The 22,052-nt window shown below is 54.6% G+C and carries 19 protein-coding genes; 7 read left to right on the top strand and 12 right to left on the bottom strand.

Going from position 1 to position 22,052, the window contains the following annotated elements; genetic code table 11:
- Positions 1 to 62 precede the first annotated feature (62 nt).
- Positions 63 to 935 carry an AraC family transcriptional regulator gene (locus tag NST26_RS18080; protein ID WP_340952215.1) on the bottom strand — a complete coding sequence of 291 codons (873 nt, stop codon included), beginning with the start codon at positions 933 to 935 and terminating at the stop codon, positions 63 to 65.
- A 190-nt stretch (positions 936 to 1,125) separates the two neighbouring features.
- Here NST26_RS18080 and NST26_RS18075 point away from each other — a divergent pair, with 190 nt between their 5' ends.
- A complete protein-coding gene (locus NST26_RS18075; protein WP_340952216.1) occupies positions 1,126 to 3,204 on the top strand; it encodes a beta-galactosidase in 2,079 nt (692 codons plus the stop codon).
- Between the two features lie 106 nt (positions 3,205 to 3,310).
- Here NST26_RS18075 and NST26_RS18070 read toward each other — a convergent pair whose 3' ends face one another.
- The 4 genes from NST26_RS18070 to kduI all read right to left on the bottom strand — a co-directional run bounded on the left by NST26_RS18070 (position 3,311) and on the right by kduI (position 6,716).
- Positions 3,311 to 3,946, bottom strand: coding sequence for an NUDIX hydrolase (locus tag NST26_RS18070; protein WP_340952217.1), 636 nt, complete (start codon positions 3,944 to 3,946; stop codon positions 3,311 to 3,313).
- Between the two features lie 352 nt (positions 3,947 to 4,298).
- The gene (kduD, locus tag NST26_RS18065; RefSeq protein WP_036724808.1) at positions 4,299 to 5,054 is read right to left on the bottom strand and encodes a 2-dehydro-3-deoxy-D-gluconate 5-dehydrogenase KduD; all 756 of its coding nucleotides are present in this window, start codon (positions 5,052 to 5,054) and stop codon (positions 4,299 to 4,301) included.
- A gap of 38 nt (positions 5,055 to 5,092) precedes the next feature.
- Entirely contained in the window at positions 5,093 to 5,848 is a 756-nt protein-coding gene (locus NST26_RS18060; RefSeq protein ID WP_340952219.1) for a DeoR/GlpR family DNA-binding transcription regulator, read from the bottom strand.
- A 34-nt stretch (positions 5,849 to 5,882) separates the two neighbouring features.
- Complete coding sequence (kduI, locus tag NST26_RS18055) at positions 5,883 to 6,716, bottom strand: 5-dehydro-4-deoxy-D-glucuronate isomerase (protein ID WP_340952221.1); 834 nt, start codon at positions 6,714 to 6,716, stop codon at positions 5,883 to 5,885.
- A 225-nt stretch (positions 6,717 to 6,941) separates the two neighbouring features.
- On the opposite strand from kduI, the gene NST26_RS18050 reads away from it, so the two are divergent.
- From NST26_RS18050 to ybaK, 4 genes are all read left to right on the top strand, one after another.
- Positions 6,942 to 8,615 (top strand): hypothetical protein, encoded by a 1,674-nt coding sequence (locus NST26_RS18050; protein ID WP_051477970.1) that lies wholly within the window; start codon positions 6,942 to 6,944, stop codon positions 8,613 to 8,615.
- A 239-nt stretch (positions 8,616 to 8,854) separates the two neighbouring features.
- Positions 8,855 to 10,279, top strand: coding sequence for an aspartate ammonia-lyase (gene aspA / locus NST26_RS18045; protein ID WP_036724812.1), 1,425 nt, complete (start codon positions 8,855 to 8,857; stop codon positions 10,277 to 10,279).
- A gap of 85 nt (positions 10,280 to 10,364) precedes the next feature.
- Positions 10,365 to 10,637, top strand: a complete 273-nt coding sequence (locus tag NST26_RS18040) for a YolD-like family protein (RefSeq protein ID WP_268748447.1) — start codon at positions 10,365 to 10,367, stop codon at positions 10,635 to 10,637.
- 12 nt (positions 10,638 to 10,649) lie between these two features.
- Entirely contained in the window at positions 10,650 to 11,120 is a 471-nt protein-coding gene (gene ybaK, locus NST26_RS18035) for a Cys-tRNA(Pro) deacylase (protein WP_340952223.1), read from the top strand.
- A 52-nt stretch (positions 11,121 to 11,172) separates the two neighbouring features.
- On the opposite strand, the gene NST26_RS18030 is transcribed toward ybaK, so the two are convergent.
- The 4 genes from NST26_RS18030 to NST26_RS18015 form a co-directional block, all read right to left on the bottom strand.
- Complete coding sequence (locus NST26_RS18030) at positions 11,173 to 11,988, bottom strand: aminoglycoside phosphotransferase family protein (RefSeq protein WP_340952224.1); 816 nt, start codon at positions 11,986 to 11,988, stop codon at positions 11,173 to 11,175.
- Positions 11,989 to 12,039: 51 nt separating this feature from the next.
- Complete coding sequence (locus NST26_RS18025) at positions 12,040 to 12,792, bottom strand: YdcF family protein (protein WP_339314894.1); 753 nt, start codon at positions 12,790 to 12,792, stop codon at positions 12,040 to 12,042.
- 395 nt (positions 12,793 to 13,187) lie between these two features.
- On the bottom strand, positions 13,188 to 13,538 hold the full coding sequence (locus tag NST26_RS18020; protein WP_036724822.1) for a cupin: 351 nt from the start codon (positions 13,536 to 13,538) through the stop codon (positions 13,188 to 13,190).
- Positions 13,539 to 13,551: 13 nt separating this feature from the next.
- Positions 13,552 to 14,517 (bottom strand): helix-turn-helix domain-containing protein, encoded by a 966-nt coding sequence (locus tag NST26_RS18015; protein WP_051477971.1) that lies wholly within the window; start codon positions 14,515 to 14,517, stop codon positions 13,552 to 13,554.
- Positions 14,518 to 14,692: 175 nt separating this feature from the next.
- Here NST26_RS18015 and NST26_RS18010 point away from each other — a divergent pair, with 175 nt between their 5' ends.
- The gene (locus tag NST26_RS18010) at positions 14,693 to 16,810 is read left to right on the top strand and encodes a glycoside hydrolase family 52 protein (protein ID WP_339248993.1); all 2,118 of its coding nucleotides are present in this window, start codon (positions 14,693 to 14,695) and stop codon (positions 16,808 to 16,810) included.
- Positions 16,811 to 17,069: 259 nt separating this feature from the next.
- On the opposite strand, the gene NST26_RS18005 is transcribed toward NST26_RS18010, so the two are convergent.
- The 3 genes from NST26_RS18005 to NST26_RS17995 all read right to left on the bottom strand — a co-directional run bounded on the left by NST26_RS18005 (position 17,070) and on the right by NST26_RS17995 (position 20,366).
- Positions 17,070 to 18,176 (bottom strand): glycoside hydrolase family 88 protein, encoded by a 1,107-nt coding sequence (locus tag NST26_RS18005; protein ID WP_036724826.1) that lies wholly within the window; start codon positions 18,174 to 18,176, stop codon positions 17,070 to 17,072.
- 119 nt (positions 18,177 to 18,295) lie between these two features.
- The gene (locus NST26_RS18000; protein WP_340952233.1) at positions 18,296 to 19,153 is read right to left on the bottom strand and encodes an AraC family transcriptional regulator; all 858 of its coding nucleotides are present in this window, start codon (positions 19,151 to 19,153) and stop codon (positions 18,296 to 18,298) included.
- 112 nt (positions 19,154 to 19,265) lie between these two features.
- Positions 19,266 to 20,366 (bottom strand): GerAB/ArcD/ProY family transporter, encoded by a 1,101-nt coding sequence (locus NST26_RS17995; RefSeq protein WP_340952236.1) that lies wholly within the window; start codon positions 20,364 to 20,366, stop codon positions 19,266 to 19,268.
- Between the two features lie 177 nt (positions 20,367 to 20,543).
- On the opposite strand from NST26_RS17995, the gene NST26_RS17990 reads away from it, so the two are divergent.
- Entirely contained in the window at positions 20,544 to 22,052 is a 1,509-nt protein-coding gene (locus tag NST26_RS17990) for a spore germination protein (protein ID WP_340952238.1), read from the top strand.

The following is a 22,052-nucleotide window of genomic DNA, read 5'->3' as shown; positions in this document are numbered from 1 at the left end:
TGAATAGCTGCGGCAGCACTTCTCCGGAAGTGTGCCGCAGCTATTTTTTAGCCCTGCGCAGATCAGGTATGATCCTTGCCCGGATGCAACTGGTTGCGCATAACCCCTGGAGTCACTCCATGGGCCTTGCGGAAGACCCGGATGAAGTAATTGGTCTCCATGCCAAGGTTGAGGGCGATATCCTGCACGGGACGTTCAGGGTCCTCGGTCAGCATCTGCATGGCGCGCTGCAGCCGCAGGTTCTGTAGATACTTATGCGGAGTGACCCCGTATTCCTGCAGGAACAGACGCTGGAAATGCTGGACGGAATAACCGACAGCCGCCGCCAGATTGGTGATCAGCAGCGGCTCGGTGAAATGCTCGTTGATCAGGCTGACTGCTTTGTTCAGTGCCTCGTTGCGGACGTTTTCGTTCTCCAGCCGGGTCGCTGCACCTGTGGAGACTTCACTTCTGCGCAGCATCAGCAGCAGCCGGTACAGCGTCACCGACAAGTCCTGCATCGACTGTTCCTCCTGACGCGCCGAGCTGTTCCCATTCACCGTGTGCCAGATCCCGCCCAGCATCTCCCAGCACTCCTCGAACCGTTCGAGGCGGAACGGGGCTGGCGGCAGCAGGCTGAGACCCTCCAGAACGGAGGCAGACTGGCTGCCGTGGAACCCGATGAAGCCGACATGCCACGGCTCGTGGGATAACGGATAATATTCATGCCCGCGGTCAGGCGGAAATGCATAGGCCATCCCAGGCTGCAGCACCGTTTCGGTGCCGTCCTCCAGGTCACGGAACCGCCCGCTGCCGCTGCGGATCAGGAAAATCTGATGCACCGGGAATCCGGCAGGACGCACATGGTGATACTGGATATGACGGCCGACAGAGTACGGATAGAGAGGGAAAGCATTCAGGTCACGCGGCATTTCAATCAGAGAGAAGGGGAGCATACGAACACCTCATATTCATTTTGTGCTATGCAAACGCTATAATTATCCTACCATTGATCACGGATTATCCTTTATTATAAATAGTGTAAATCGTTATAAGCAAGAGGGACAGAGCCGCAGAAGAAATTGTATCAGTGAAAAGTCCCATCCTGACATCTACCATCACACCTAAACGAGAGGATGAAATAATATGAGCAGCAAAGTTCCTGCAATCAGCAGCAAGGCTCCTGTAATGCTTCACGGCGCCGACTATAATCCCGAGCAATGGCTGAAATATCCGGGGGTGCTGGAAGAAGATATCCGTATGATGAAGCTGGCAGGCTGTAATGTCATGTCTGTCGGGATTTTCTCCTGGATCTCCCTGGAGCGCGAAGAAGGGGTATTTAACTTTGAGTGGATGGACCAGCTGCTGGACCGTTTTGCGGAGAATGGTATTTATGCGTTCCTGGCTACTCCGAGCGGTGCGCGTCCGGCATGGATGTCCGAGAAGTATCCTGAAGTGCTGCGGGTGGAACGGAACCGGGTGCGCAATCTGCATGGCGTCCGTCATAATCACTGCTTCACTTCTCCGGTCTACCGTGAAAAAACAGCGCTGATCAACTCCAAGCTTGCTGAGCGTTATGCGCATCACCCGGCAGTGATCGGCTGGCATATCTCTAATGAATTCGGCGGCGAATGTCACTGTAATTACTGTCAGGATGCCTTCAGAGACTGGCTCAAGGAGAAGTACAATAATGATCTGGATGAGGTGAACCACGCTTGGTGGGCTACCTTCTGGAGCCATACGTATACTTCCTGGGAACAGATCGAGTCCCCTGCTCCGCATGGTGAGACTCAGGTTCACGGGCTTAACCTGGACTGGCGCCGGTTCGTAAGCGATCAGACGATCAACTTCTGCCAGCATGAGATTGACGCGGTGCGGGGCTTTAACCCTGACCTGCCGGTGACCACCAACATGCATATGATTGACGGCGTAGACTACCGTAACATGGCGAAGATTCTTGATGTGGTATCATGGGATGCTTACCCGGACTGGGGATATACCGAGGACGATGATGACGCCCGTCTGGCCGCTTGGACAGCGATGCACCATGATATGTACCGCAGCTTCAAAAAGAAGCCTTTCCTGCTCATGGAAAGCACGCCTTCCCTCACGAACTGGCAGATTGTCAGCAAGCTGAAGCGTCCGGGAATGCACAAGCTGTCCTCACTCCAGGCAGTAGCGCATGGTTCAGATTCTGTACAGTACTTCCAGTGGCGTAAAAGCCGCGGCTCCAGCGAGAAATTCCACGGCGCTGTGATCGACCATAGCGGACACACGGAGACCCGTGTCTTCAGGGATGTAGCTGAGGTAGGCCGTACCCTGGCAGGACTGGAGGATGTTGTAGGTACAACAACTCCTGCTGAGACAGCCATTTTGTTCGACTGGGATAACCGCTGGGCGGTGAAGGATGCCCAAGGTATCCGCAATTCCGGCCTGAAATATGAAGAGACGGTGCTTCAGCATTACCGGGGACTGTGGGAGCTGGGAATTCCGGTGGATGTGGTAGGCTCAGGCGATGACCTGTCCGGCTACAAGCTGGTGATTGCTCCTATGCTGTACCTGATCAGCGAAGAGAACGGGAAGCGGATTGAGAAGTACGTAGAGCAAGGCGGCACCTTCCTTGCCACCTATTGGTCGGGAGTGGTCGGCGAGACCGATCTGTGTCACCTGGGCGGCTTCCCTGGACCGCTGCGCAGAACACTGGGCATTTGGGCCGAAGAGACAGAAGGGCTGCATAGCCGCGACCTGAATGGTCTGGTGCTGGACCCTGGCAACAGCTTGAAGCTGAGCGGGGAATACGATGCGCATGAGATCGCCGAGCTGATTCATCTCGAAGGCGCGGAGGCGCTGGGTCATTACCGCAGCGACTTCTATGCTGGCCGACCTGCACTCACTGTGAATAAGCTGGGAGCGGGTAAGGCTTATCATCTGGCAACACGTGTGAAGGACGCGCAGTTCTATGTGGATCTGTACGCCGCAATTACCGGAAAAGAGCGGATCAGCCGCACACTGAACACTGAGCTTCCGACCGGTGTAACTGCCCAGCTGCGTTCCGATGGTGAGCATGAGTATGTATTCGTGCAGAATTTCAGCGGCTCCGAGCAAGTAGTGACGCTGGACGGACAAGCCTATACTGATGTAGAATCCGGCGCAGCGGCTCCGGCCGAGCTGAAGCTGGCAGTGAATGGACTGGCAATTCTGAAGCGTGCAGCGGCCAAAGCATAAGTGAAGCAGCTAAATCGCGTAATATAGTTACAAGTATCAGCACAGATAGAGTGAGTTACAAAAGAAGGCAGAACCCCATCGACGGGTTCTGCCTTTTGAGTATGCTTTAGGTTGTGGCTGGACCGTACAACCGCTCAATCCCCTCAATCACCTGCCTGAAGTATTCACGCTCATGCGGGACAAAGTGCGTGAAGTCCACCAGCTCGTCGATGTCCGTTCGTTCACTGTTCCCGGTGACCTGGAAGCCCTGCACATGAAGCTTGCTGTCTGCTCCCGAGATGAAGCTGCGGAAGTCAGCGAAGCGGGCCTCTACGATTCCAGCCACTTCTTCCAGCTGCGGGGTGAATTCACTTAGTGCATAGCGGTTCTCGTAGACAAATACATGCGCCCGTTCACGGTCCATGAATCCGGCGGAATCCATCTGGTAGGGGATGACCCCCAGCGGCTGCAACTCGTCAAAAGCAATTGAAAGTCCCAGTTCCTCCTGTACCTCGCGGATACCGTCCATAACGGTCTCGTCAGCCAGCAGATGTCCGGCAGCGGTGATGTCGAGGAGCCCGGCATAATCTCGCTTCTGCTCACTGCGCAGCTGGAGGCAGATCCTCAGCCCGCTGTCAGCTTTGCGGACAAACCAGCAGTGGAAGGTCTCATGCCAGAGTCCTTGGCGGTGAACCTCGTCGCGGGGAGCCGTCCCCGTCCGGTTCCCTTGTTCATCAAACGTAGTAAGTATTTCCTGAACCATAATAGTTGCTCCTTCACAAAATGCTAATTGATCCCGTGCACGATACCGCGCAGGGGTTGACGATAAGTTATAAACATCTTACCATAAATAAGGAAATACAATAATATCCAGTAAATTAGAGGATAGAGCCCTAGAGCACATGATGGATGAACGGGGGCGCCATGAAGGCTGTGGCTTCGGCTTCGCTCTGGCCGGATTCCTGTTCTATATGTATAACAATTGAGGAGGAACATTAGTGACGCTGGTAACACAGCCTGATCCTTATAAGTGGCAAAAGACCCCCGGAGCTTCAATCGAAGCCCCGGGGGTCTTTCTCTATTAAATCTTGTAATGGCCGTATACTAGGCTGTACTTATCTAGCCAACCAGCCGCCATCCACATTCAGAATGTGGCCGTTCAGGTAGTCGGATGCTGCGGAGGCCAGGAATACGGCAGGGCCCTTCACGTCATCGGCAGTTCCCCAGCGTCCGGCTGGAATACGCTCAAGGATGGAGTCGGAGCGGCTCTGGTCCGCACGGATCGGAGCGGTGTTCTCGGTAGCCATGTAGCCCGGAGCAATCGCGTTGATGTTAAGGCCCGAGCCTGCCCATTCATTGGCGAAGGCTTTGGTCAGACCGGCTACGGCATGCTTGCTTGCGGTGTAGCCCGGCACGTTGATGCCGCCCTGGTAGGAGAGCATGGAGGCGATGTTGATGATTTTACCGCTCCCCCGTTCCAAGAAGTGACGTCCGGCAATCTGCGACAGCAGGAAGACAGTGTTCTGATTGAGGTTAATGACATCGAACCAGTCTTTCTCACTGTGGTCCTTGGCCGGAGTACGGCGGATCATGCCTGCACAGTTGACGAGGATATCCACTTTGCCGGTGAAGGCAACGGCTTCGTCGAACATGCCTTGAAGCTTGGAATGGTCGCTGAGGTCTGTGGCGATACTCAGTGCTTTGACGCCAAAAGCTTCACAGGCTGCTACGGTCTCGTCACTGGAATTAAGAGATACGGAGACTACGTCTGCACCGGCTTCTGCGAAGGCGATGGCAATGCCTTGTCCAAGACCTTGCGCTGCGCCTGTTACGATTGCTGTCTTACCTGCCAAGCTGAATAAAGATGACATATGATTATTCTCTCCTTTGAGCGATTTGAATTGTGAAATTAGCCGCATTCAATGTTGACGCCGGCCTTGTGGAACAGCTCTGCGGTCTCCGGGGCAAGCCCGCTGTCTGTCAGCAGCACATCGACCTCCCGCAGGGAGGCGAAGGTGCGCAGCGCGGTCTGTCCGAACTTGTGATGATCGCAAGCGGCGAACACCTGGCGGGCCGTGGAGACTAACGCCTGTTTGAAATCTATAAGATCGCCGGTATAGATGGACAGGCCGTGTTCAATATGAACGGCTGTGGCCGAGAGAAAGGCTTTTTGAATATTAAGCTTCTGTACATAGGACACGGCTTCGGGACCGGCCAGCATATTGCGGACACGGTAGCCGCCGGGTACGACCAGACGGATGTTATCTCTCTGGACCAGCTCACTGATGATGTAGACATCATTGGTAATGACCGTAAGAGGCATATTCGTAAGCCGCCGGGCAATCTCAAGCGTTGTGCTTCCGCCGTCCAGGGCAATGATGTCATCCGGAGCGATATGCGCCAGGGCACGCCGGGCAATCTCCGTCTTCTCCTCGGCGTATTTATCCAGCGGATTGCGCAAGGGCAGAATGCCGAACTGATCGCTCTGTGCCAGCACGGCACCGCCGTGGACGCGCATAATCAGTCCCTGCTCCTCCAGCTTGCTTAAGTCCTCGCGGATCGTTTTGCCGGTGACCTGGAGCTTGTCGCTCAATTCATTCACGGTTACATCCTTCTGGTTCAGCATAACTTCCATAATCATCTCGTGCCGCCGTATCGGGTTCATCCGCCTGCCTCATCTTTCCGTAGTTGATTTGCTACTATTGTAATTCTTTCATCCCTACGGGGTCCATATCATCATACCGCTTGTTGTCTCCGGCCATGCTCCAGATGAAGGTATAGTTATGTGTACCGACACCGCTGTGAATGGACCAGCTTGGCGAGATGACAGCCTGTTCATTGTGCATTACGATGTGGCGGGTCTCGGTCGGCTCGCCCATCAGGTGGAAGACGATGGAATCATCCGGCAGATCGAAATAGAAGTAGGCTTCCATCCGGCGCGGATGCGTGTGGGATGGCATGGTGTTCCACATGCTGCCCGGCTTCAGCTGAGTCATCCCCATTACAAGCTGTGCGCTCTGCACGCCGTTCGTGTGGATGAAGCGGTGAATCGTCCGTTCGTTGGAATTCTCCAGACCGCCCATGGCTCCGGATTCGGATTCAGCCAGCGTAGTCTTCGTAGTCGGGTAAGACTGGTGTGCCGGAGCGGAATTCAGATAGAATTTTGCCGGCTTAGCGCTGTCCGCACTCTTGAAAATAACATCCTTCGAGCCTTGGCCCACATACAGGCATTCCTTGAAATCAACCTCATATTCAGTATCGTCCACAACAACCGAACCCGGGCCGCCGACATTGATGATTCCCAGCTCGCGGCGTTCCAGGAAGTAAGTTACGCCAAGCTCCTTGAGGTCCGTAGTCAGAGTTACCTCTCCGTTCACCGGATTCGCTCCTCCAACGATCATGCGGTCTTCATGGGTCAGGACAAGCTTCAGCTCGTCTGGTGCAAAGATAACCGGGATATGGAACTCCTTACGCAGGCGCTCAGTGTCAAACTGCTTCACTTCATTCGGATGTGATGCAAAACGTCTTTCCATCGAATATTCAGTCTCCTTAGAAAATATATTTTCGTTCGTATAGGTACAACTTAATCCATTTAAGTTCATATATCAAGCATAATCTTTTTTAGTACGTTTATTTTAGTTTATTTGTTCGGGAATAAGATTGCCATCTGAACTGAAAGCGTGCACAATAGAGCTGGAGTACAGGGGAATTATTCAGGATTGAAAATATGGAATTCATACCTACGGAGGGTGAACGAGATGGCAGATATGCCTCAGCAACAGACGACTTCTAAAATACGCCAGCGGCAGATTATATCCGCTATCGCGGTGGAGGCGGAGCGCCGCCCGCTGCTGTACAGCGGACTCTGGTTCCATGATGATGTGCGGAACAACTTCTATTATGCGTCTTATCTGTTTGCCGCTGCGGTGGATGACACCCTGGAGCTGCCGTTTGGCAAGGAGGATGCCAAGCGGAAAGCCGAGTCTGTACTATTAGAAACCGTTAGGCTTCAGAACCGGATGCCGGGGACCCCCCTGTATGGACATTGGCCGCTGGGGCTGCATCCCACTCCGGGAGAGGCTGCACCGCATGAGCTGCCGGTTGAGATTATGGGCAGCCTGATGGTCTGGTTCAACCGGCAATATTGCGACCGGTTCAGCGCGGGACTGCGGGTGGCGTTCCATACGGCTATCGGCCATATCTACCGCAGCGCTTTCTTCCGTAAGCAGGTAGCGACCTTCGGCCATCATGAAGCCAAATATACGGCCGCGAAGCTGATCTTCGGCAGGCTGTTCGAGGATGATCTGCTGAGGGAGGACGGGCGGCACAGTCTGGAGCTGACGCTGGCACATATCCGGGCGAAGGGAATGCCGGAATATGGCAGCCTGCCGTGGTTCTGGCACTGGATTCAGGCGTTCACCTGCGCCTGGGAGCTGGAAGAGGACAGCAGCCTGAAGTCTACACTTGGGGAAATGCTGGACTACCTCTGGAGCGAACGGAGCCTGTGGTACCTTAAAGGCGCCTGGGCAGGCGCCCATTCCCGGGGCTGGCCGCATGATGTTCCGGCAGACGGCAATCTGCTGCATGATTATGTCCAGTTCGGCGATTTCGCGCTGCCGGAGGAGATGCCGCGCACCGAATATGCAGGGTTCCTCTATTATGAAGCGCCGGAGGAGGCGCGTTCCGCTGCCCTGAACCGCCAGATACCGGTAGAGGTCTGCAAGAAGACCGAGAAGGTGGTTGCCGGTTCCCCGGAGCGCCAGCCGGCGCTGCATTCCTACGCCTATCTGACGAAGGATTACGCGGCAGGCGGGATGTGGGAGCGGGTGGAGGAATTCGACAATGAGCAGCTGCGCTGGGCCTTCTCGCTCCCGGTTCCGGCGGCGGCGGGCGTGAACCGGCTTTATTTTTTCCATCCGGGTCAAGGCTATCAGCCAGGAGATCCCCGGCACCAGAGTCCTTATATGGAGGTGCTGTATCATCAGAACACGATCCTGTCGCTGTTCCCGGTGCCCGAAGGAAAGGATACAGCCATCGTCGGGGTGCTCCCGTTAGGCGAATGGATCAGGCAGCCCAAGGCACTGCTTGGCTATGCGGGCAATGTGTATTTTGCCGTCTATGTATCACAGGAATATGAACTGCTGGAGCGGCCATCCTATCTGGAGGTAACGTCCAAGAACATGCCCGGAGCCGTCGTGGTTGAAGCGCTAAGCACAGATCAGGCGGCGGAGCTGGGGATACACTGTCTTGAGGAATTTACCGCAGCCGCTATACAGCGGGCACCGGAATTTACGGAAGGAGAGATCCTCTCGGCAGCGTATACGGCTTGGAGCGGGAATGAGCGCCTACAGCTCAGGATAGACAATAAGCATACGGGAATACAGGCGTTGATTAACGGGAAACCGGTATCATTTGAACATTATAAGGTCTAAACGGGATGCTTCGCTGCCTGGGGATATGAAGATTTTTTCGGATTGGAACTATCTTAAATTTTAAGCTACAATGACATAGAGCCCGGGGGTCAGCAATGGCTGCCGGGTTCTTTGCGCTACCCGCATAGGCCTTAAGCATGGCGCAGCAATGAAGGTAATATCTTTGGCGCTGCAAGGAAAGAATAAGTTGACTAATTTGCAGCAGAGGATCTACTACTGAAGACATGGGGGAGAGCAGGATGACAGAGACGGAATATCGGCTGGAGAAGGATTTTTTGGGCAGCAAGCAGGTGGAGCATCAGGCCTATTACGGGATACAGACCCTCCGGGCGGTGGAGAATTTCCCGATTACAGGCTACCGTGTGCATCATGAATTAATCAAGGCGATGGGGATTGTCAAAAAATCCGCTGCGCTCGCCAACATGGAAATCGGCCGCCTCTATAAGGGCCTGGGTGCGGTGATTGTCCAAGCAGCAGACGAAGTGATCGCGGGGAACTGGGATGAGCAGTTCATCGTTGATCCGATTCAGGGCGGCGCAGGCACCTCGCTGAATATGAATGCCAATGAAGTGATTGCGAACCGTGCGCTGGAGCTGCTGGGCAAGGCCAAGGGGGATTACCTGCAGCTCAGTCCGAACACTCATGTGAATATGGCGCAATCGACGAACGATGCTTTTCCGACGGCAATTCATATTGCCACGCTATCGCTGCTGGAGCAGCTGCTGATCACGATGCGGACGATGCACGGTGTATTTTTGCAGAAGGCTGCTGAATTCGATTCCGTCATTAAAATGGGGCGGACCCACCTGCAGGATGCGGTGCCAATCCGTCTGGGACAGGAATTCGAGGCGTACAGCCGGGTGCTGGAGCGTGATATTCAGCGGATCGAGCATACGCGTGGCCATCTCTATGAGGTGAACATGGGAGCTACCGCCGTGGGTACCGGACTGAACGCCGATCCCCGGTATATTACGCGGGTCGTTGAGCTGCTGGCTGAGATCAGCGGGCTGCCGCTGGTCAGCGCCGAGCATTTGGTGGATGCTACGCAGAATACGGATGCCTATACCGAAGTCTCGGCCTCGCTGAAGGTCTGCATGATGAATATGTCCAAAATCGCCAACGATCTGCGCCTGATGGCCTCGGGCCCGCGTTCCGGCTTCAATGAAATTACGCTGCCGGCCCGCCAGCCGGGATCGTCCATCATGCCCGGTAAGGTGAATCCGGTGATGGCCGAGGTGATTAACCAGGTGGCTTTTCAGGTGATTGGCAATGATCACACGATCTGCCTCGCCGCTCAGGCCGGTCAACTGGAGCTGAACGTTATGGAGCCGGTGATGGTGTTCAATCTGATTCAGTCGATCAGCATCATGAACAATTCCTTTCGGGTGTTCACCGACTATTGTCTGGCAGGGATTGAAGCCAACAAGGAGAAGCTTGCGCGTGAGGTGGAGAGAAGCGTCGGTATCATTACCGCCGTGAACCCGCATCTGGGGTATGAGGTCGTCTCGAGGATTGCCAGGGAAGCTATTCTGACCGGAGAATCGGTGCGGGCCTTGTGTCTGAAGTACAATGTGCTTAGCGAGGAAGAGCTGAACCTGATTCTGGACCCGTATGAAATGACCCATCCCGGCATCGCGGGGGCAGCGCTATTGAATCATGAATAATAATCGTGATTTGTGTAAAATCAGGCTTCCTCTCATGGTATAATAGACACGAGCATTTACACCGGGCATTATCCTATATTCTGTAATGGCTTACTGGAGGCAAAGTGTGGCGAAGGCAAAAGTGGCAAAACGTCCCACCCGCGACGAATTCGTGCTTGAGGAGCTGGGCAACCAGCTGGTAGAGGCGAAGCAGGAGGATTCCGAGATTCTGCTGACAGTCTGGGGGAAGGAAGAAGAGGTGCGCGGGGTGATTGTAGAGATGGATTCGCGTACCGGCAGGGTGCATGTCAGAAATAACGAAGAGATTATCAAAGTGCCGTTCATGGACATTATGCAAATCAATTATCCCCGGGATTAGGGGGAGCGGCAGATGAACAAAACGAATGCCATGCGCATACTGGATGCAAGGAAGATAAGCTACACCATTCATAGCTACGACAATGAGGACGGGCTGATTCACGGAACAGCGGTTGCTGAGAAGATTGGCCTGCCTCCTGAGGTAGTATTCAAGACACTGGTCGCACACAGCGGACCGCAGCCGTATGTCTATGTGATCCCGGTTGTTGAGGAGCTGGATCTGAAGAGAGCCGCCAGAGCCGCCGGAGTGAAGAAGATTGAGCTGCTGCCGCTGAAGGACCTGCTGAAGTACACGGGATATGTCCGCGGGGGCTGTTCCCCTGTCGGGATGAAGAAGCTTTACCCTACGTTCATTCACAGCAGTGCGGCGGAGCTTGAGACAATCGCGGTCAGCGCAGGCCGGATCGGCGTTCAGATGGAGCTTGAGCCGAAGCTGCTGGCTGAAGAGGTGTCTGCAGTTTTTGCAGAGTTGATTAAAGAGTAAATGTAACGAATAAAGCCGGAACTCCTATGTGTGTAGGGTTCCGGCTTTTGCTTCAAGCAGTAGTCCATTCGCTGAAATGCTCCGCTATGAATTGCAGCTCGCGCTCGTAGTGGGCCAGGTGGCCTTCTTCCACCATTGTGACAAAAGCAGGATTGCCCGCCCCGGCCTCCTTCTTCAGCGTATCGCACATAGCCGTGAGCCGCCGGGTCAACCAGTCGTGCAGATCTTCCGGGACAGGGAGTCCATAGGCTTCAAAAAACAGCTGGATCCGCCGCTGCCGGTCTGCTGCATGCAGGTCTGCCTGGTAAGGTACCGTGGAGCCTGTCAGATAGTCAGGAGCAAAACCGGCGAGCGGAACTGAGGTGTAGAGGCTATAGGCAATGTCCCATAGGCGCGGGCCTGGACCAGACATATCGAAATCAATCAGCGCCACAGGCGCACCATGCTGAAACACCACGTTGTACAGCGCCGCGTCATTATGGCAGATCACTTCATGTGCGGCAGGATCGGCATAGGGAAGCTGCCACTCCGTATGTATACTATTCGGTACAAAGCCCTCTGTTGCATCATGATAGCTGCGTAACAGGCGTGCCAGGCCCGTAAGGGTCTCTTCAGACCACATGTACGGCTCCAGCTCAGGATAAGCGTTGCCCGGAACCTCGCCGGGAAGAAAGGACAGAATCTCGCGCCCTGCTTCATCTACGCCTAGGAATCTGGGTGCTCCTGCGAAATTCTGCTGCTCCAAATGCTGTAGAAGTGCATGAATACTTGTGCTCCAGCTCCCTGTGGGACGGCGGACGGTGTCTGCCTTGCGGATGATCTCATTTACATTTCCGCCGGTTAATTTCTCTTCATCGTACGGGTTCATTGGTTAAAGGTACCTCGCTTTCTTTGATGAGCGTGCAGCCAGCTGCAGGGGTCAAGGCAGCAGCTTCGCAGCGATTAACCCCAGATACTCCTTCAGCGCCAGCCCGGTTGTGGAGACGGCTCCGGCAGACGGAGTGAATTTGCTTACATAGAGTGACATAGGACGGCTGGCCTGGAAATCTACCGGAAAAGCCTGCGGCGTAAGTCCGGCATGCCCGAACTGGACCATGCTGCGCGGCATATGGAAGCCCGAGGTCACCAGAACGGGACGGCTGAAGCCATGCTCCTGCATGAGCTTCGCGGTGTTGACCGCATTCTGCTCTGTATTGAGCGAGCGGTTCTCCGGCAGGATGTCCTCTGCGGGGATGCCGAGGCCGATGAGCTGCCGCCGGGCGATATCCGCTTCATTGCCGCTGTCGGCGAATACCTGTCCCCCGGAGAAAATAATCGGCAGGCCGGTCTCGCGGTACAGCCGCGCAGCTGCCAGCAGCCGGTTCGCTGCCGGACCGGACATATTGCCCTGCCCGTCCAGATCCGGGGTGCCGGAGGTGGCCCCGCCGCCGAGGATTACGATCACATCCCCCTCTGCGGAAGCAGGCTGAGGGTACTTCCGCTCCAGGCTTCCGATCAGCGTGTCGCTGACGGCAGAGGTCATCGACAGATAGAGCAGCAGCGTGACCGCCAGCAGCACGATTGCGGGACGGCGGCTGCTTCTCCACAGCCAGACCACCATTGCCAGCAGCAGCAGGACGAATAACCCGGGCGGCAGGACAAAGCTGTATACGAATTTAATGAGGTAGATCATACGGTCACCAACTTTTAAACATAGGATATAAGACATTTAACAAAAAAATCACCTGCATAGCAGGTCCATTCCAGTTGCAGGGTACCACGGGTCCGGCTGGAGTTCCCGGCTTCACCCGGCTGTTTTGGCGATCCGGCGCTGCGCTGTTTTGTGCTTCGCGCTTTACACGCCCTCCATGCGCGCTTTTGGTGAGCTTACAACTGAAGTGGACTGAGATTCCTTTATTTTTCCAAAATTAAGGTTGATAATGCCGAAACGGACTGAGATTCCGCTATCTTGTACTTTTGAGCCTCTAAGGACACATGTTAGGACGCATAAAGGATTCTCTGTCCGCTTAGCCCGGAATTTCACCTGATTTGCTCATATAGCGGAATCTCAGTCCTCTTAATGTTCAGTTAGAGAGTCATGTAGGCGGCGGGATTCAGCGAATCACCTTCAACAATAATCGCAGTCAGTCCTGAATCCGTACGGGTCTCATGCCATTCCCCTTGCTCCCAAAAGACGGCTTGACCTGCACTCACAGCTGTAAATTCAGCTTCCTCTCCGCGCACAACCCCTTCACCGTTCATAATGAGCAGCAGCTGCGGACAGCTCGCCTGATGAAAGCCGATTACTCCCTGGTGTCCAAGATATACGCAGCCGATATGTGTTAACCCCTCAGTCTGGATAATCCGGGATATGATGAAATCGGAATTAAAGGCTGCTATGGGTTTGCCGGATTCTGGTTTGAAATGGTATATCTTCATTATGTAACTCCTCCTAAGATGTACCTCCCCCTGAGTGTGGGAGGGGCGCTCCGTCGCCTGCCTTGCCCGGCTCCTCCGTAAGCTGGCGGTAGCCCATGGGGGGCAGGCCGGTCCAGCGCTTGAACTGCTTGCTGAAATGAGACACATCTCGGTAGCCCAGCCGGTAGGCGATGCTCTCCACAGACAGGCTGTTATCCAGCAGCAGCAGCTTGGCATGGCGGATAATGAGATCGGAGAGATACTGCCTTGGCGGGAGGCCATAGATCTGCCGGAAGGCGCGGTTGCAGTGGTTGGGGCTATAGCCGAGCCTGGCTGCGATCTCCTCGATGCTTCCGGCTCTGCTGCCGGTTGCCGCTGCCGTGAAGACGGATTCCTGCAGCAGCCCTTCAATGGCATTCGCCAGGGCAACGGTCTTCTCCGTCACTCCCGGCAGGGTGCTCCGGGCAGGGGAAGGCAGGGCAGCCAGCACCCAGCCGGTAAGGGCGGCGAAGAACTGGAGCGATGCGTTCAGCATCACGAGCCGGCCCCGCTGTGCATCACTGGCCTCCGGGAGAATGGTCGAGCGGATGATGTCATCCAGGGAGGAACGGATTGCCTTCAGCTCCGGGGTGTCTCCGCTTAGACTGACGGTGTCCATCGTCATCAAGGAGCGGCGCAGAACCAGATCGTCAATGTCGAAGTGCAGGCAATAATAAGACATCTCATCCCCTGCGGCTGCGCCCAGACTGGAATGCAGCACACCGGGGCGGATGAACAGAATGTCGCCGCTCTTCTGGATGTAGGATTGTCCGCCTACGGCCATGTGCTGCGAGCCCTGCAGAACGATGTTGATCTCGAACATCGGGTGAGTGTGTGCCGGATATTGCCATTCCTTGTTCACCTTGCGCCAGTGGGCGGCAAAGAGATGAAAGGCAGCTTGAACATCCGGGGACATGCGTCCATCCATAGAATGCTGTGTGCCGGGATCTAATACGTTCATGTTCAACCTCTTCTTTGTTAAAAGATGGATCTATTATAGCATAGGCCGCTGCGTCCGATTGATTTGTCCAAATAATTGGCGGCTTTGCGCCTGTTGCCTGAGGGGAGGGTAGCGCTAACATAGAGCTAGAGCCCGGCACGGCCGGGACACAAGCTGGAGGGAGTGTATATACTGTATGCCAACGAACAAATTCTTCAATGCCCATCATTCACCGATAGGATCATTCTCAAGCTTCACCCTCGGATTTCAAGGAGCGTCCGGCGGCTTTGACCTCGAACTCGGCAGGCCGCCGAGACAGAACATATATATCGGCCTTGCACGCAAGGATGGCCGCGGTTACGATACGTTGCCCTTCCACGAGCAGGGCAGCGACGATGAGAGCAAGCGCTACGACATCGAGAACCCGGACCCGAGCCCGGATAAGCCGCAGATTCTGTTTCACTTCGGGGAAGACGAGATTACGCGCGATTTCCGGCTGACCACCGACAGCTGGCAGGCAGGCGATCTGACCTTCCGCATTCTGTCACCAGTCCGGCCCGTTCCGGACCCGGGGACGGCTTCGGATGCAGAGATGAAGGAAGTGCTGTTGCCAGCCGTGCTGGTAGAGCTTGAAGTCGATAACACAGCGGGCAGCTCTGCGCGTCGTGCTTTCTTCGGCTTCCAGGGGAATGACCCGTATAGCGCCCTGAGAAGATTCGATGGAGGCAAGGAGGAGCTGACGGGTGTCGGCCAGGGCCGGTTCCTGGCGATTGCCGCGAAGCAGGGAAGTGTTAAGGCGGCAATGCATTTTACAATGGAGGATATTCTTGCAGCGGAGCTGGAGGAGAACTGGACGTTCGGGCTGGGTCAGGTTGGCGCGCTTATTATGGATGTGCCAGCCGGCGAACGCAAGGTGTACCAGTTCGCGGTCTGCTTCCACCGCTCCGGTTATGTGACTTCAGGAATGGATGCGAGCTATTACTATAACCGTTATTACAGCAATGTTGAAGCTGTTGCGGAATATGCGTTATCCCGGTTCGACACGCTGAAGAAGCAGGCCGAAGAGGCGAACGGGATGCTGGAGGGAACAGGCTTAAGTGACGACCAGACCTTCATGCTTGCTCACGCCATCCGCAGCTATTACGGCTCCACCGAACTCTTGGAGTACAGAGGCCAGCCGTTCTGGGTCGTCAACGAAGGCGAATACCGGATGATGAACACCTTCGATCTTACGGTAGACCAGCTGTTCTACGAGCTGAAGATGAACCCGTGGACCGTACGCAATGAGCTGGATATGTTCGTGGACCGGTTCAGTTATGTGGACACTGTCCGTTTCCCGAGAGATAGCACCGAGTATCCGGGCGGACTTAGCTTCACGCATGATATGGGAGTAGCCAACGCCGTGTCGCGTCCGGGGTACTCCTCCTATGAGCTGTACGGCATTGACGGCTGCTTCTCGCATATGACCCACGAGCAATTGGTCAACTGGATTCTCACTGCAGCAACCTATGTGGAGCACACGGGCGACCGCAGCTGGATGGAGCGCAATCTGACCGTACTGGAGAGCTGCCTGCAGAGCATGCTCAACCGGGATCATCCGGACCCGGCGAAGCGCAATGGCGTGATGGCGCTCGACAGCTCGCGGACCATGGGCGGTGCAGAGATCACGACCTATGACAGTCTGGATGTCTCCCTGGGCCAGGCGCGCAACAATATTTACCTGGCGGGTAAGTGCTGGGCAGCATATTTGGCGATGGAGAAGATTTTCCGCGATAACGGCAATACGGAGCTGTCACAGACTGCCGGCAGACAGGCCGAGCTCTGCGCAGCAACCATCGTGGGCAGTGTTACCGAAGGCGGCTATATCCCGGCAGTAATCGGAGAAGGCAATGACTCGAAGATTATCCCAGCCATCGAGGGTCTGGTATTCCCTTACTTCACCGGCTGCAAGGAAGCCTTGGAACGCGGAGGACGGTTCGGCGAATATCTCGAGGCACTGGACACTCATCTGAAGGCTGTGCTTGTAGAGGGAGTCTGCCTGTTCGAGGACGGCGGCTGGAAAATCTCCTCCACCAGCAATAACAGCTGGCTGAGCAAAATCTATCTCTCCCAGTTCATCGCCAGAGAAATTCTCGGCTTGAAATGGGATGAGCAGGGACGCGCGGCAGATCAGGCCCATACGGCTTGGCTTACGCATCCGCAGCTCTCGATCTGGAGCTGGAGTGACCAGATTATTTCCGGCGAGATCACCGGCAGCAAATATTATCCGCGCGGTGTGACGGCCATTCTGTGGCTGGATGAGCAGCGTGGGTAAGCATTCGTACGCCGTATAAGCGAAGGGAAGAATCGAACGTTGCACAAGTGAAGGAACGTGTTAAACATTATAAGTTGCATTCTTTGCAGGATTTTGAAGCGCAGATGTGGATACGCAGGATTATAGGGTGAGCTTTCAAGAAGCATACGTTTAAAATTACAAACAGCGAGCCTCCCGGGTGCGGGGGTTCGCTGTTTGTATTATGTGCGAATCCCCAATGATAGGGAGGCCCGCTGTTTGTTGTTATGCCATTACCAGACTAGAAAATACGGTGCTTCCAGCCGTTGAGCTTCGCTACGGCTTCAACATAGTAGTAGTCGCCATAGATCAGCGACACATCTGTGAGCGAATCGCCGCTGGCGGCTCCATGCAGCAGAATGGCTTCATGGTCCGGCTGGTCCCAGGTGGCATAATTCTCTGTAAGTGAACGCAGTATGCGCTCTGCGGCATCCGCATACACGCGTTTCTCGCCCGGCGGTACAAGCTCTGCCAGTTCCAGCAGGCCAGAGGCGGCGATTGCTGCGGCCGAGCTATCTCTGAACATGCGCTTGTCATCTGCAAGCCGGAAGTCCCAGTGCGGCACGTGATCCTCCGGGAGAGCCGCGATGAAATAATGGGCGATGCGCTTGGCGGTATTCAAGAAGCGCACGTCCCCGGTGTTACGGTAGGTGTTCGTGAAGCCGTACAGCCCCCAGGCTGAACCCCGGCTCCAGCAGGATTCAGGGGAATATCCCTGTCCGCCGAAGTTCTCAATATAAGCGCCGGACTCTGCATCGAAGGACAGAATATGCCTGGTGGACCCGTCCTCGCGCACACCATAGGTCATTGCTGTCTCCGCATGGCGGGTAGCAATATGGCTGTAGCGCGGATCGCCGGTGATCCGGCTGGCCCAGAAGAGCAGCGAGATGTTCATCATGCAGTCGATGATCACCCAGCCGTGCTTGTCCCCGTTCCAGGCGCGGATGAACCGGCCAGCCGGATTATAACGTGCAGCCAGGTAGTTAGCCGCTTCAAGTCCCCGGCGCAAGCCCTCTGCATCACCTGTAAGCGTATGCTTGATCACCGCAGTAGCCAGGAACTGAAAGCCGACATCGTGATGCAGCTCTTCGGTCGGCTTCGCGAACCACTGTCCAATCGTTTCGTCCCAGGGCCAGGCAGTATCCTTATAAGCATCCTTGCCGGTCATATCATACATAACCCAGAGTATTCCCGGCCAGAAGCCGGAGGTCCACCAGTCAGTCCCGGGATTATCGAATCTGCCGTCTGCTCCCGCAGCATGAGGACTCCGCTTCCCGAGCGCCTTGATCATGCCGTTTACTTTCGGTTCCAGACGGTTCATTACTTCCTGCCAATAAGCTGTAGTCATCGCTGATGCCTCCACTTGAATTAGATTATGGCCTCAGTATAACGCCTCTGGCGAACTGGAAGTTGTCATTTGATATCACGAAATGTTGTTATATTGTCCTATTCCTCGCAAGTAGGCTCTCAGGTTCCCTTGCGGTATTGCAGCGGAGAAAGGCCGAGTACCCGCTTGAACAGCTGGTTGAAGTAGGAAGGATTCGGGAATCCGACAGCGCTGCCGATTCGCTCCACCGTCAGGTCCGTCGTCTCGAGCAGCCGGCAGGCCTGCTTGAGACGACGGGCGGTAAGATAGTCGACCAGGCGGCCGCCTGTTTCCTGATGAAAAATCCGCGAGACATAGGATTTCGAGAGGTGAGTCTCCTCCGCAAGCTGCTCCAGATTCACCTCTTCCTGATAATGCGCTTCAATCCAGTTCATGATCTGCTCCGAATAGCGGAGCTTCCGCCGTTCTCCGGTATGAATCAGTGACTGCTCCCCTGTTCCCAGGCAGCTTAACAACTGCAGAAGCAGCATCGTGATATCCTCGGTATGTTCCCCGGATGATTTGCTCCGGCACTGGTTGTAATTCCCATAGATCCATTCCATAGTCTCCAGGCGGTCACCAAGATCGAAGCCGCAATAGGGATTGCTGCCTTGCCATAACGCATTGAACACCGCTTTACGTTTGGCGAAGCCCTGCAGCAGATGCTCTGCTGTCAGGGGGTCGAGATAGAAGATCGTCCGTATGAACGGGCATTCGGGTGAGACGTCCGAAGAAATCCGGTGCAGCTGATACGGCTGGAAAAAGAAAAGCATGCCCGGCCGGATATCATACATCTGCTGATTCACAACAATGCTGCCCTGCCCGCCGTGTACGAACATGATCTCACAGCACTGATGCCAGTGGTAATATCCCTTGTAATGATCGTCGGTATAGATGCGGTAGTCCCAGATCAGCGACTGCCGGTTCGCAAACAGAACAGGCTCGAATAGCTGTTTCATCCTTGGTTTACGCTCCTGTCATGACAAAATAAAGATATTTAATGGTTTCTATTATAACGTTGACCCCACCAGGGCGCTACAATAAAACAGGAGCTTCACTCTATGGATTAGCTTAGGAGGCAGCGCGCCGCTGCCTCACTTTGTGTACTACGAGAATAAGCAGTGGAAGTGCGAGCGAATAGGTTAAATTCCAGTCCACCCAGTAAGGGGGGATTTCTTTGACATAGAAGATGATGTCCTTGGAGATGAGCTGTGAAAGTCCGTAGATCAGGAACGCGACAGGGAAGATTAGAGGGCGGTGGCTTTTCAGCTTGAATATTTGCGCCATTCCGAGCACAAAGGCATAGAAGTAGAGTGCTGTTTTGAAATAGGTCGTGATAATCCAGGCGGTAGCCATCAGCGCTTCAAGCCGCTGCAAGAAGTTGGCGATATTGATTTTTTGGGCCAGGATATAGGCGGCATAGAAACTATGCTCCGAGAAATAGACGCCAAGAACGGTCAGCGAGAGAAACAGAATCAGGTTCAGACCTACGGAGCCTATGCAGAGCGCGATGAAGATATCACGGTTAATCTTACTGTTCTTGCGGGTGTAAGGGTAGATCATGAAGAATACGCAGATCTCTCCGAAGGGATAGAATACACCGATCATGATCGAATGCAGCATATCCGGCAGGGGTGTAGTCATCATGGGATAGACACGCTCCAGCCGGACCTGCGGAAATAAGAGCAGCATCAGGGCCACCAGGAATAAGGCAAACAGCGGAAAGAACACCTGCGCTGCCCGGCCGACCGTCTCAAGCCCCAGACGCAGACCGTACACCAGCAGAACAATGCTCATGAACCGGATTACTCCGCCGGGAGTTCCCTCGTAGATCTGGGTACACATGAAATCCTCAATTTCCCGGACATACGTAGAGGCCGCGATGATGAAGAAGAACAGATAGTACCCGCCTACCGCGCTGCCTAGCCATTTCCCTAGCACCTGCCGGCTGATCTCAATAATATTTTGGTCCGGACTGATATTTGCTACTATAACAAACAGGAAGACTAGTGCAATCCCTGGCGGTATACTGATCAGGGCGGCGATCCAGGCATCCTGATGGGCTTCGGAAGTCATGGCTGCAGGATAGACCAGGGCCATATCCCCGATAAAGGTGAAAAGACCGAGGATTACCAACTGCGCTGTGCTGATCCGCTCTTTTTCAATACTCATCTCTATCCCCCCTTTACATGTGACCTCCAGGGCCTATGAACCCGGAACCCTCTTAGTATGGCATCCCCTTCCAGAATTATGTGAATCAAGTACAGGTCTGAATTTGAGGAATAATTATCAAGAAATGCTACCAAACTAACCTGAATAGAAGGTTCACGGGAAGGAGAAGTGGCCTGGATGAAGAGTACGGTGGAGGGGAAGTTATCCAGCCGGCTGGAGGTCAATAATGAACAGCTGTACAAGCTGCTGGGCGAGAGCACTGACCTGGTGAGAAAACAGCTGAAGCTGGGAGAGCATACGGAGCTGGCTATTTTTTATATTGATGGCCTGATAGATAATCAGCTGCTGCATAATTCGATTCTGTATTCGCTTCAGGAGGGACGGACCACGGCTCTTCTGGAAGAACAGGACCCTGATAAGAAAATAGAAATCTTGACCAGCCGTGTGCTAATGGCCGGTGATCTTACCGTGGTTCAGGATTACGCCAAGTTCGTACACGACCTGTTATCCGGCAACGTGATGCTGATGGTGGAGGGGACGGCATCAGCGCTGCGGATCGGGCTGCCCGGCTGGGAAGACCGGGGTGTAAGTGAGCCGAGCTCGCAGTCTGTGGTCCGCGGACCGATGGAGGGGTTCAGTGAGAATCTGCGGACCAACACCGCGCTAATCCGCCGCAAAATCAAAGACAGTCAGCTGTGGCTGGAAACGATGCAGATCGGCCGCGTCACCCAGACCAGTGTCTCGATTATGTATCTCAGCCACATTGCGAATAAAGAGCTGGTGCAGGAGGTGAAGCGGCGCCTGAACAGCATCGATACGGACAGTATTCTGGAGAGCGGCTATATCGAGGAATTTATTCAGGACAAGGTGGCGACCCCCTTTCCCACGATTTATAACAGTGACCGGCCGGATACCATTGCGGCAGGCATCCTGGAAGGGAAGGTGGCAATCCTGGTCGATGGAACCCCTTTTGTGCTGCTGGCCCCGACCGTATTTGTCTCCTTCTTTCAGTCGGCGGAGGATTATTATCAGCGGGCGGATATTTCTACCCTGCTGCGGTTCATCCGGTTTCTATCTTTTTTTATCACCTTGTTTGCCCCTGCGTTCTATGTGGCTATCACAACCTATCATCAGGAGATGATCCCGACCAATCTGGTGATCAGTCTGGCCGCCCAGCGGGAGACGGTGCCGTTTCCGACTTTTGTCGAAGCGCTGATGATGGAATTGACCTATGAGATTCTGCGGGAAGCAGGCGTACGTATTCCTAAAAACGTGGGCCAGGCTGTCTCCATCGTCGGTACGCTGGTCATCGGGCAAGCGGCTGTTGCGGCGGGATTCATCTCCTCGGCGATGGTTATCATTGTATCCATAACAGCGATCTCGAGCTTTGTGATTCCCGAAGCCGGGATGTCCATCGCTGCACGCATAATCCGGTTTTTCCTGATTGCACTGGCCGGGTTCATGGGGCTGTACGGAATATTGTGCGGAGTATTCATAGTGGTGCTGCATCTCGTCAGCCTGCGCTCCTTCGGCGTTCCTTATATGAGTCCGCTGGGGCCCTTCAGGCCAACAGACCTTAAGGATTCGTTCTTCAGGTTCCCCTGGCCGTTCCTGAGAACAAGACCGCAAGAGAATAGAACACAGAATCTGCATCGCCAGAACAGATCCAAACGCGGAGGTTCCTGA

Origin of the sequence: Paenibacillus sp. FSL R7-0128 (genome assembly GCF_038002245.1) — a bacterium.
GTDB lineage: Bacteria > Bacillota > Bacilli > Paenibacillales > Paenibacillaceae > Paenibacillus_AQ > Paenibacillus_AQ silagei.
The sequence above is the reverse complement of the archived record's forward strand: the minus strand, read 5'-3'. Positions and strand labels throughout refer to the sequence as shown.

Bases quoted from the DNA above. Each gene is read 5' to 3' on its own strand.
- NST26_RS18080 (WP_340952215.1), bottom strand. From the start codon at position 935: ATGCTCCCCTTCTCTCTGATTGAAATGCCGCGTGACCTGAATGCTTTC.
- NST26_RS18075 (WP_340952216.1), top strand. From the start codon at position 1,126: ATGAGCAGCAAAGTTCCTGCAATCAGCAGCAAGGCTCCTGTAATGCTT.
- NST26_RS18070 (WP_340952217.1), bottom strand. From the start codon at position 3,946: ATGGTTCAGGAAATACTTACTACGTTTGATGAACAAGGGAACCGGACG.
- kduD (WP_036724808.1), bottom strand. From the start codon at position 5,054: ATGTCATCTTTATTCAGCTTGGCAGGTAAGACAGCAATCGTAACAGGC.
- NST26_RS18060 (WP_340952219.1), bottom strand. From the start codon at position 5,848: ATGAACCCGATACGGCGGCACGAGATGATTATGGAAGTTATGCTGAAC.
- kduI (WP_340952221.1), bottom strand. From the start codon at position 6,716: ATGGAAAGACGTTTTGCATCACATCCGAATGAAGTGAAGCAGTTTGAC.
- NST26_RS18050 (WP_051477970.1), top strand. From the start codon at position 6,942: ATGGCAGATATGCCTCAGCAACAGACGACTTCTAAAATACGCCAGCGG.
- aspA (WP_036724812.1), top strand. From the start codon at position 8,855: ATGACAGAGACGGAATATCGGCTGGAGAAGGATTTTTTGGGCAGCAAG.
- NST26_RS18040 (WP_268748447.1), top strand. From the start codon at position 10,365: ATGGCTTACTGGAGGCAAAGTGTGGCGAAGGCAAAAGTGGCAAAACGT.
- ybaK (WP_340952223.1), top strand. From the start codon at position 10,650: ATGAACAAAACGAATGCCATGCGCATACTGGATGCAAGGAAGATAAGC.
- NST26_RS18030 (WP_340952224.1), bottom strand. From the start codon at position 11,988: ATGAACCCGTACGATGAAGAGAAATTAACCGGCGGAAATGTAAATGAG.
- NST26_RS18025 (WP_339314894.1), bottom strand. From the start codon at position 12,792: ATGATCTACCTCATTAAATTCGTATACAGCTTTGTCCTGCCGCCCGGG.
- NST26_RS18020 (WP_036724822.1), bottom strand. From the start codon at position 13,538: ATGAAGATATACCATTTCAAACCAGAATCCGGCAAACCCATAGCAGCC.
- NST26_RS18015 (WP_051477971.1), bottom strand. From the start codon at position 14,517: ATGAACGTATTAGATCCCGGCACACAGCATTCTATGGATGGACGCATG.
- NST26_RS18010 (WP_339248993.1), top strand. From the start codon at position 14,693: ATGCCAACGAACAAATTCTTCAATGCCCATCATTCACCGATAGGATCA.
- NST26_RS18005 (WP_036724826.1), bottom strand. From the start codon at position 18,176: ATGACTACAGCTTATTGGCAGGAAGTAATGAACCGTCTGGAACCGAAA.
- NST26_RS18000 (WP_340952233.1), bottom strand. From the start codon at position 19,153: ATGAAACAGCTATTCGAGCCTGTTCTGTTTGCGAACCGGCAGTCGCTG.
- NST26_RS17995 (WP_340952236.1), bottom strand. From the start codon at position 20,366: ATGAGTATTGAAAAAGAGCGGATCAGCACAGCGCAGTTGGTAATCCTC.
- NST26_RS17990 (WP_340952238.1), top strand. From the start codon at position 20,544: ATGAAGAGTACGGTGGAGGGGAAGTTATCCAGCCGGCTGGAGGTCAAT.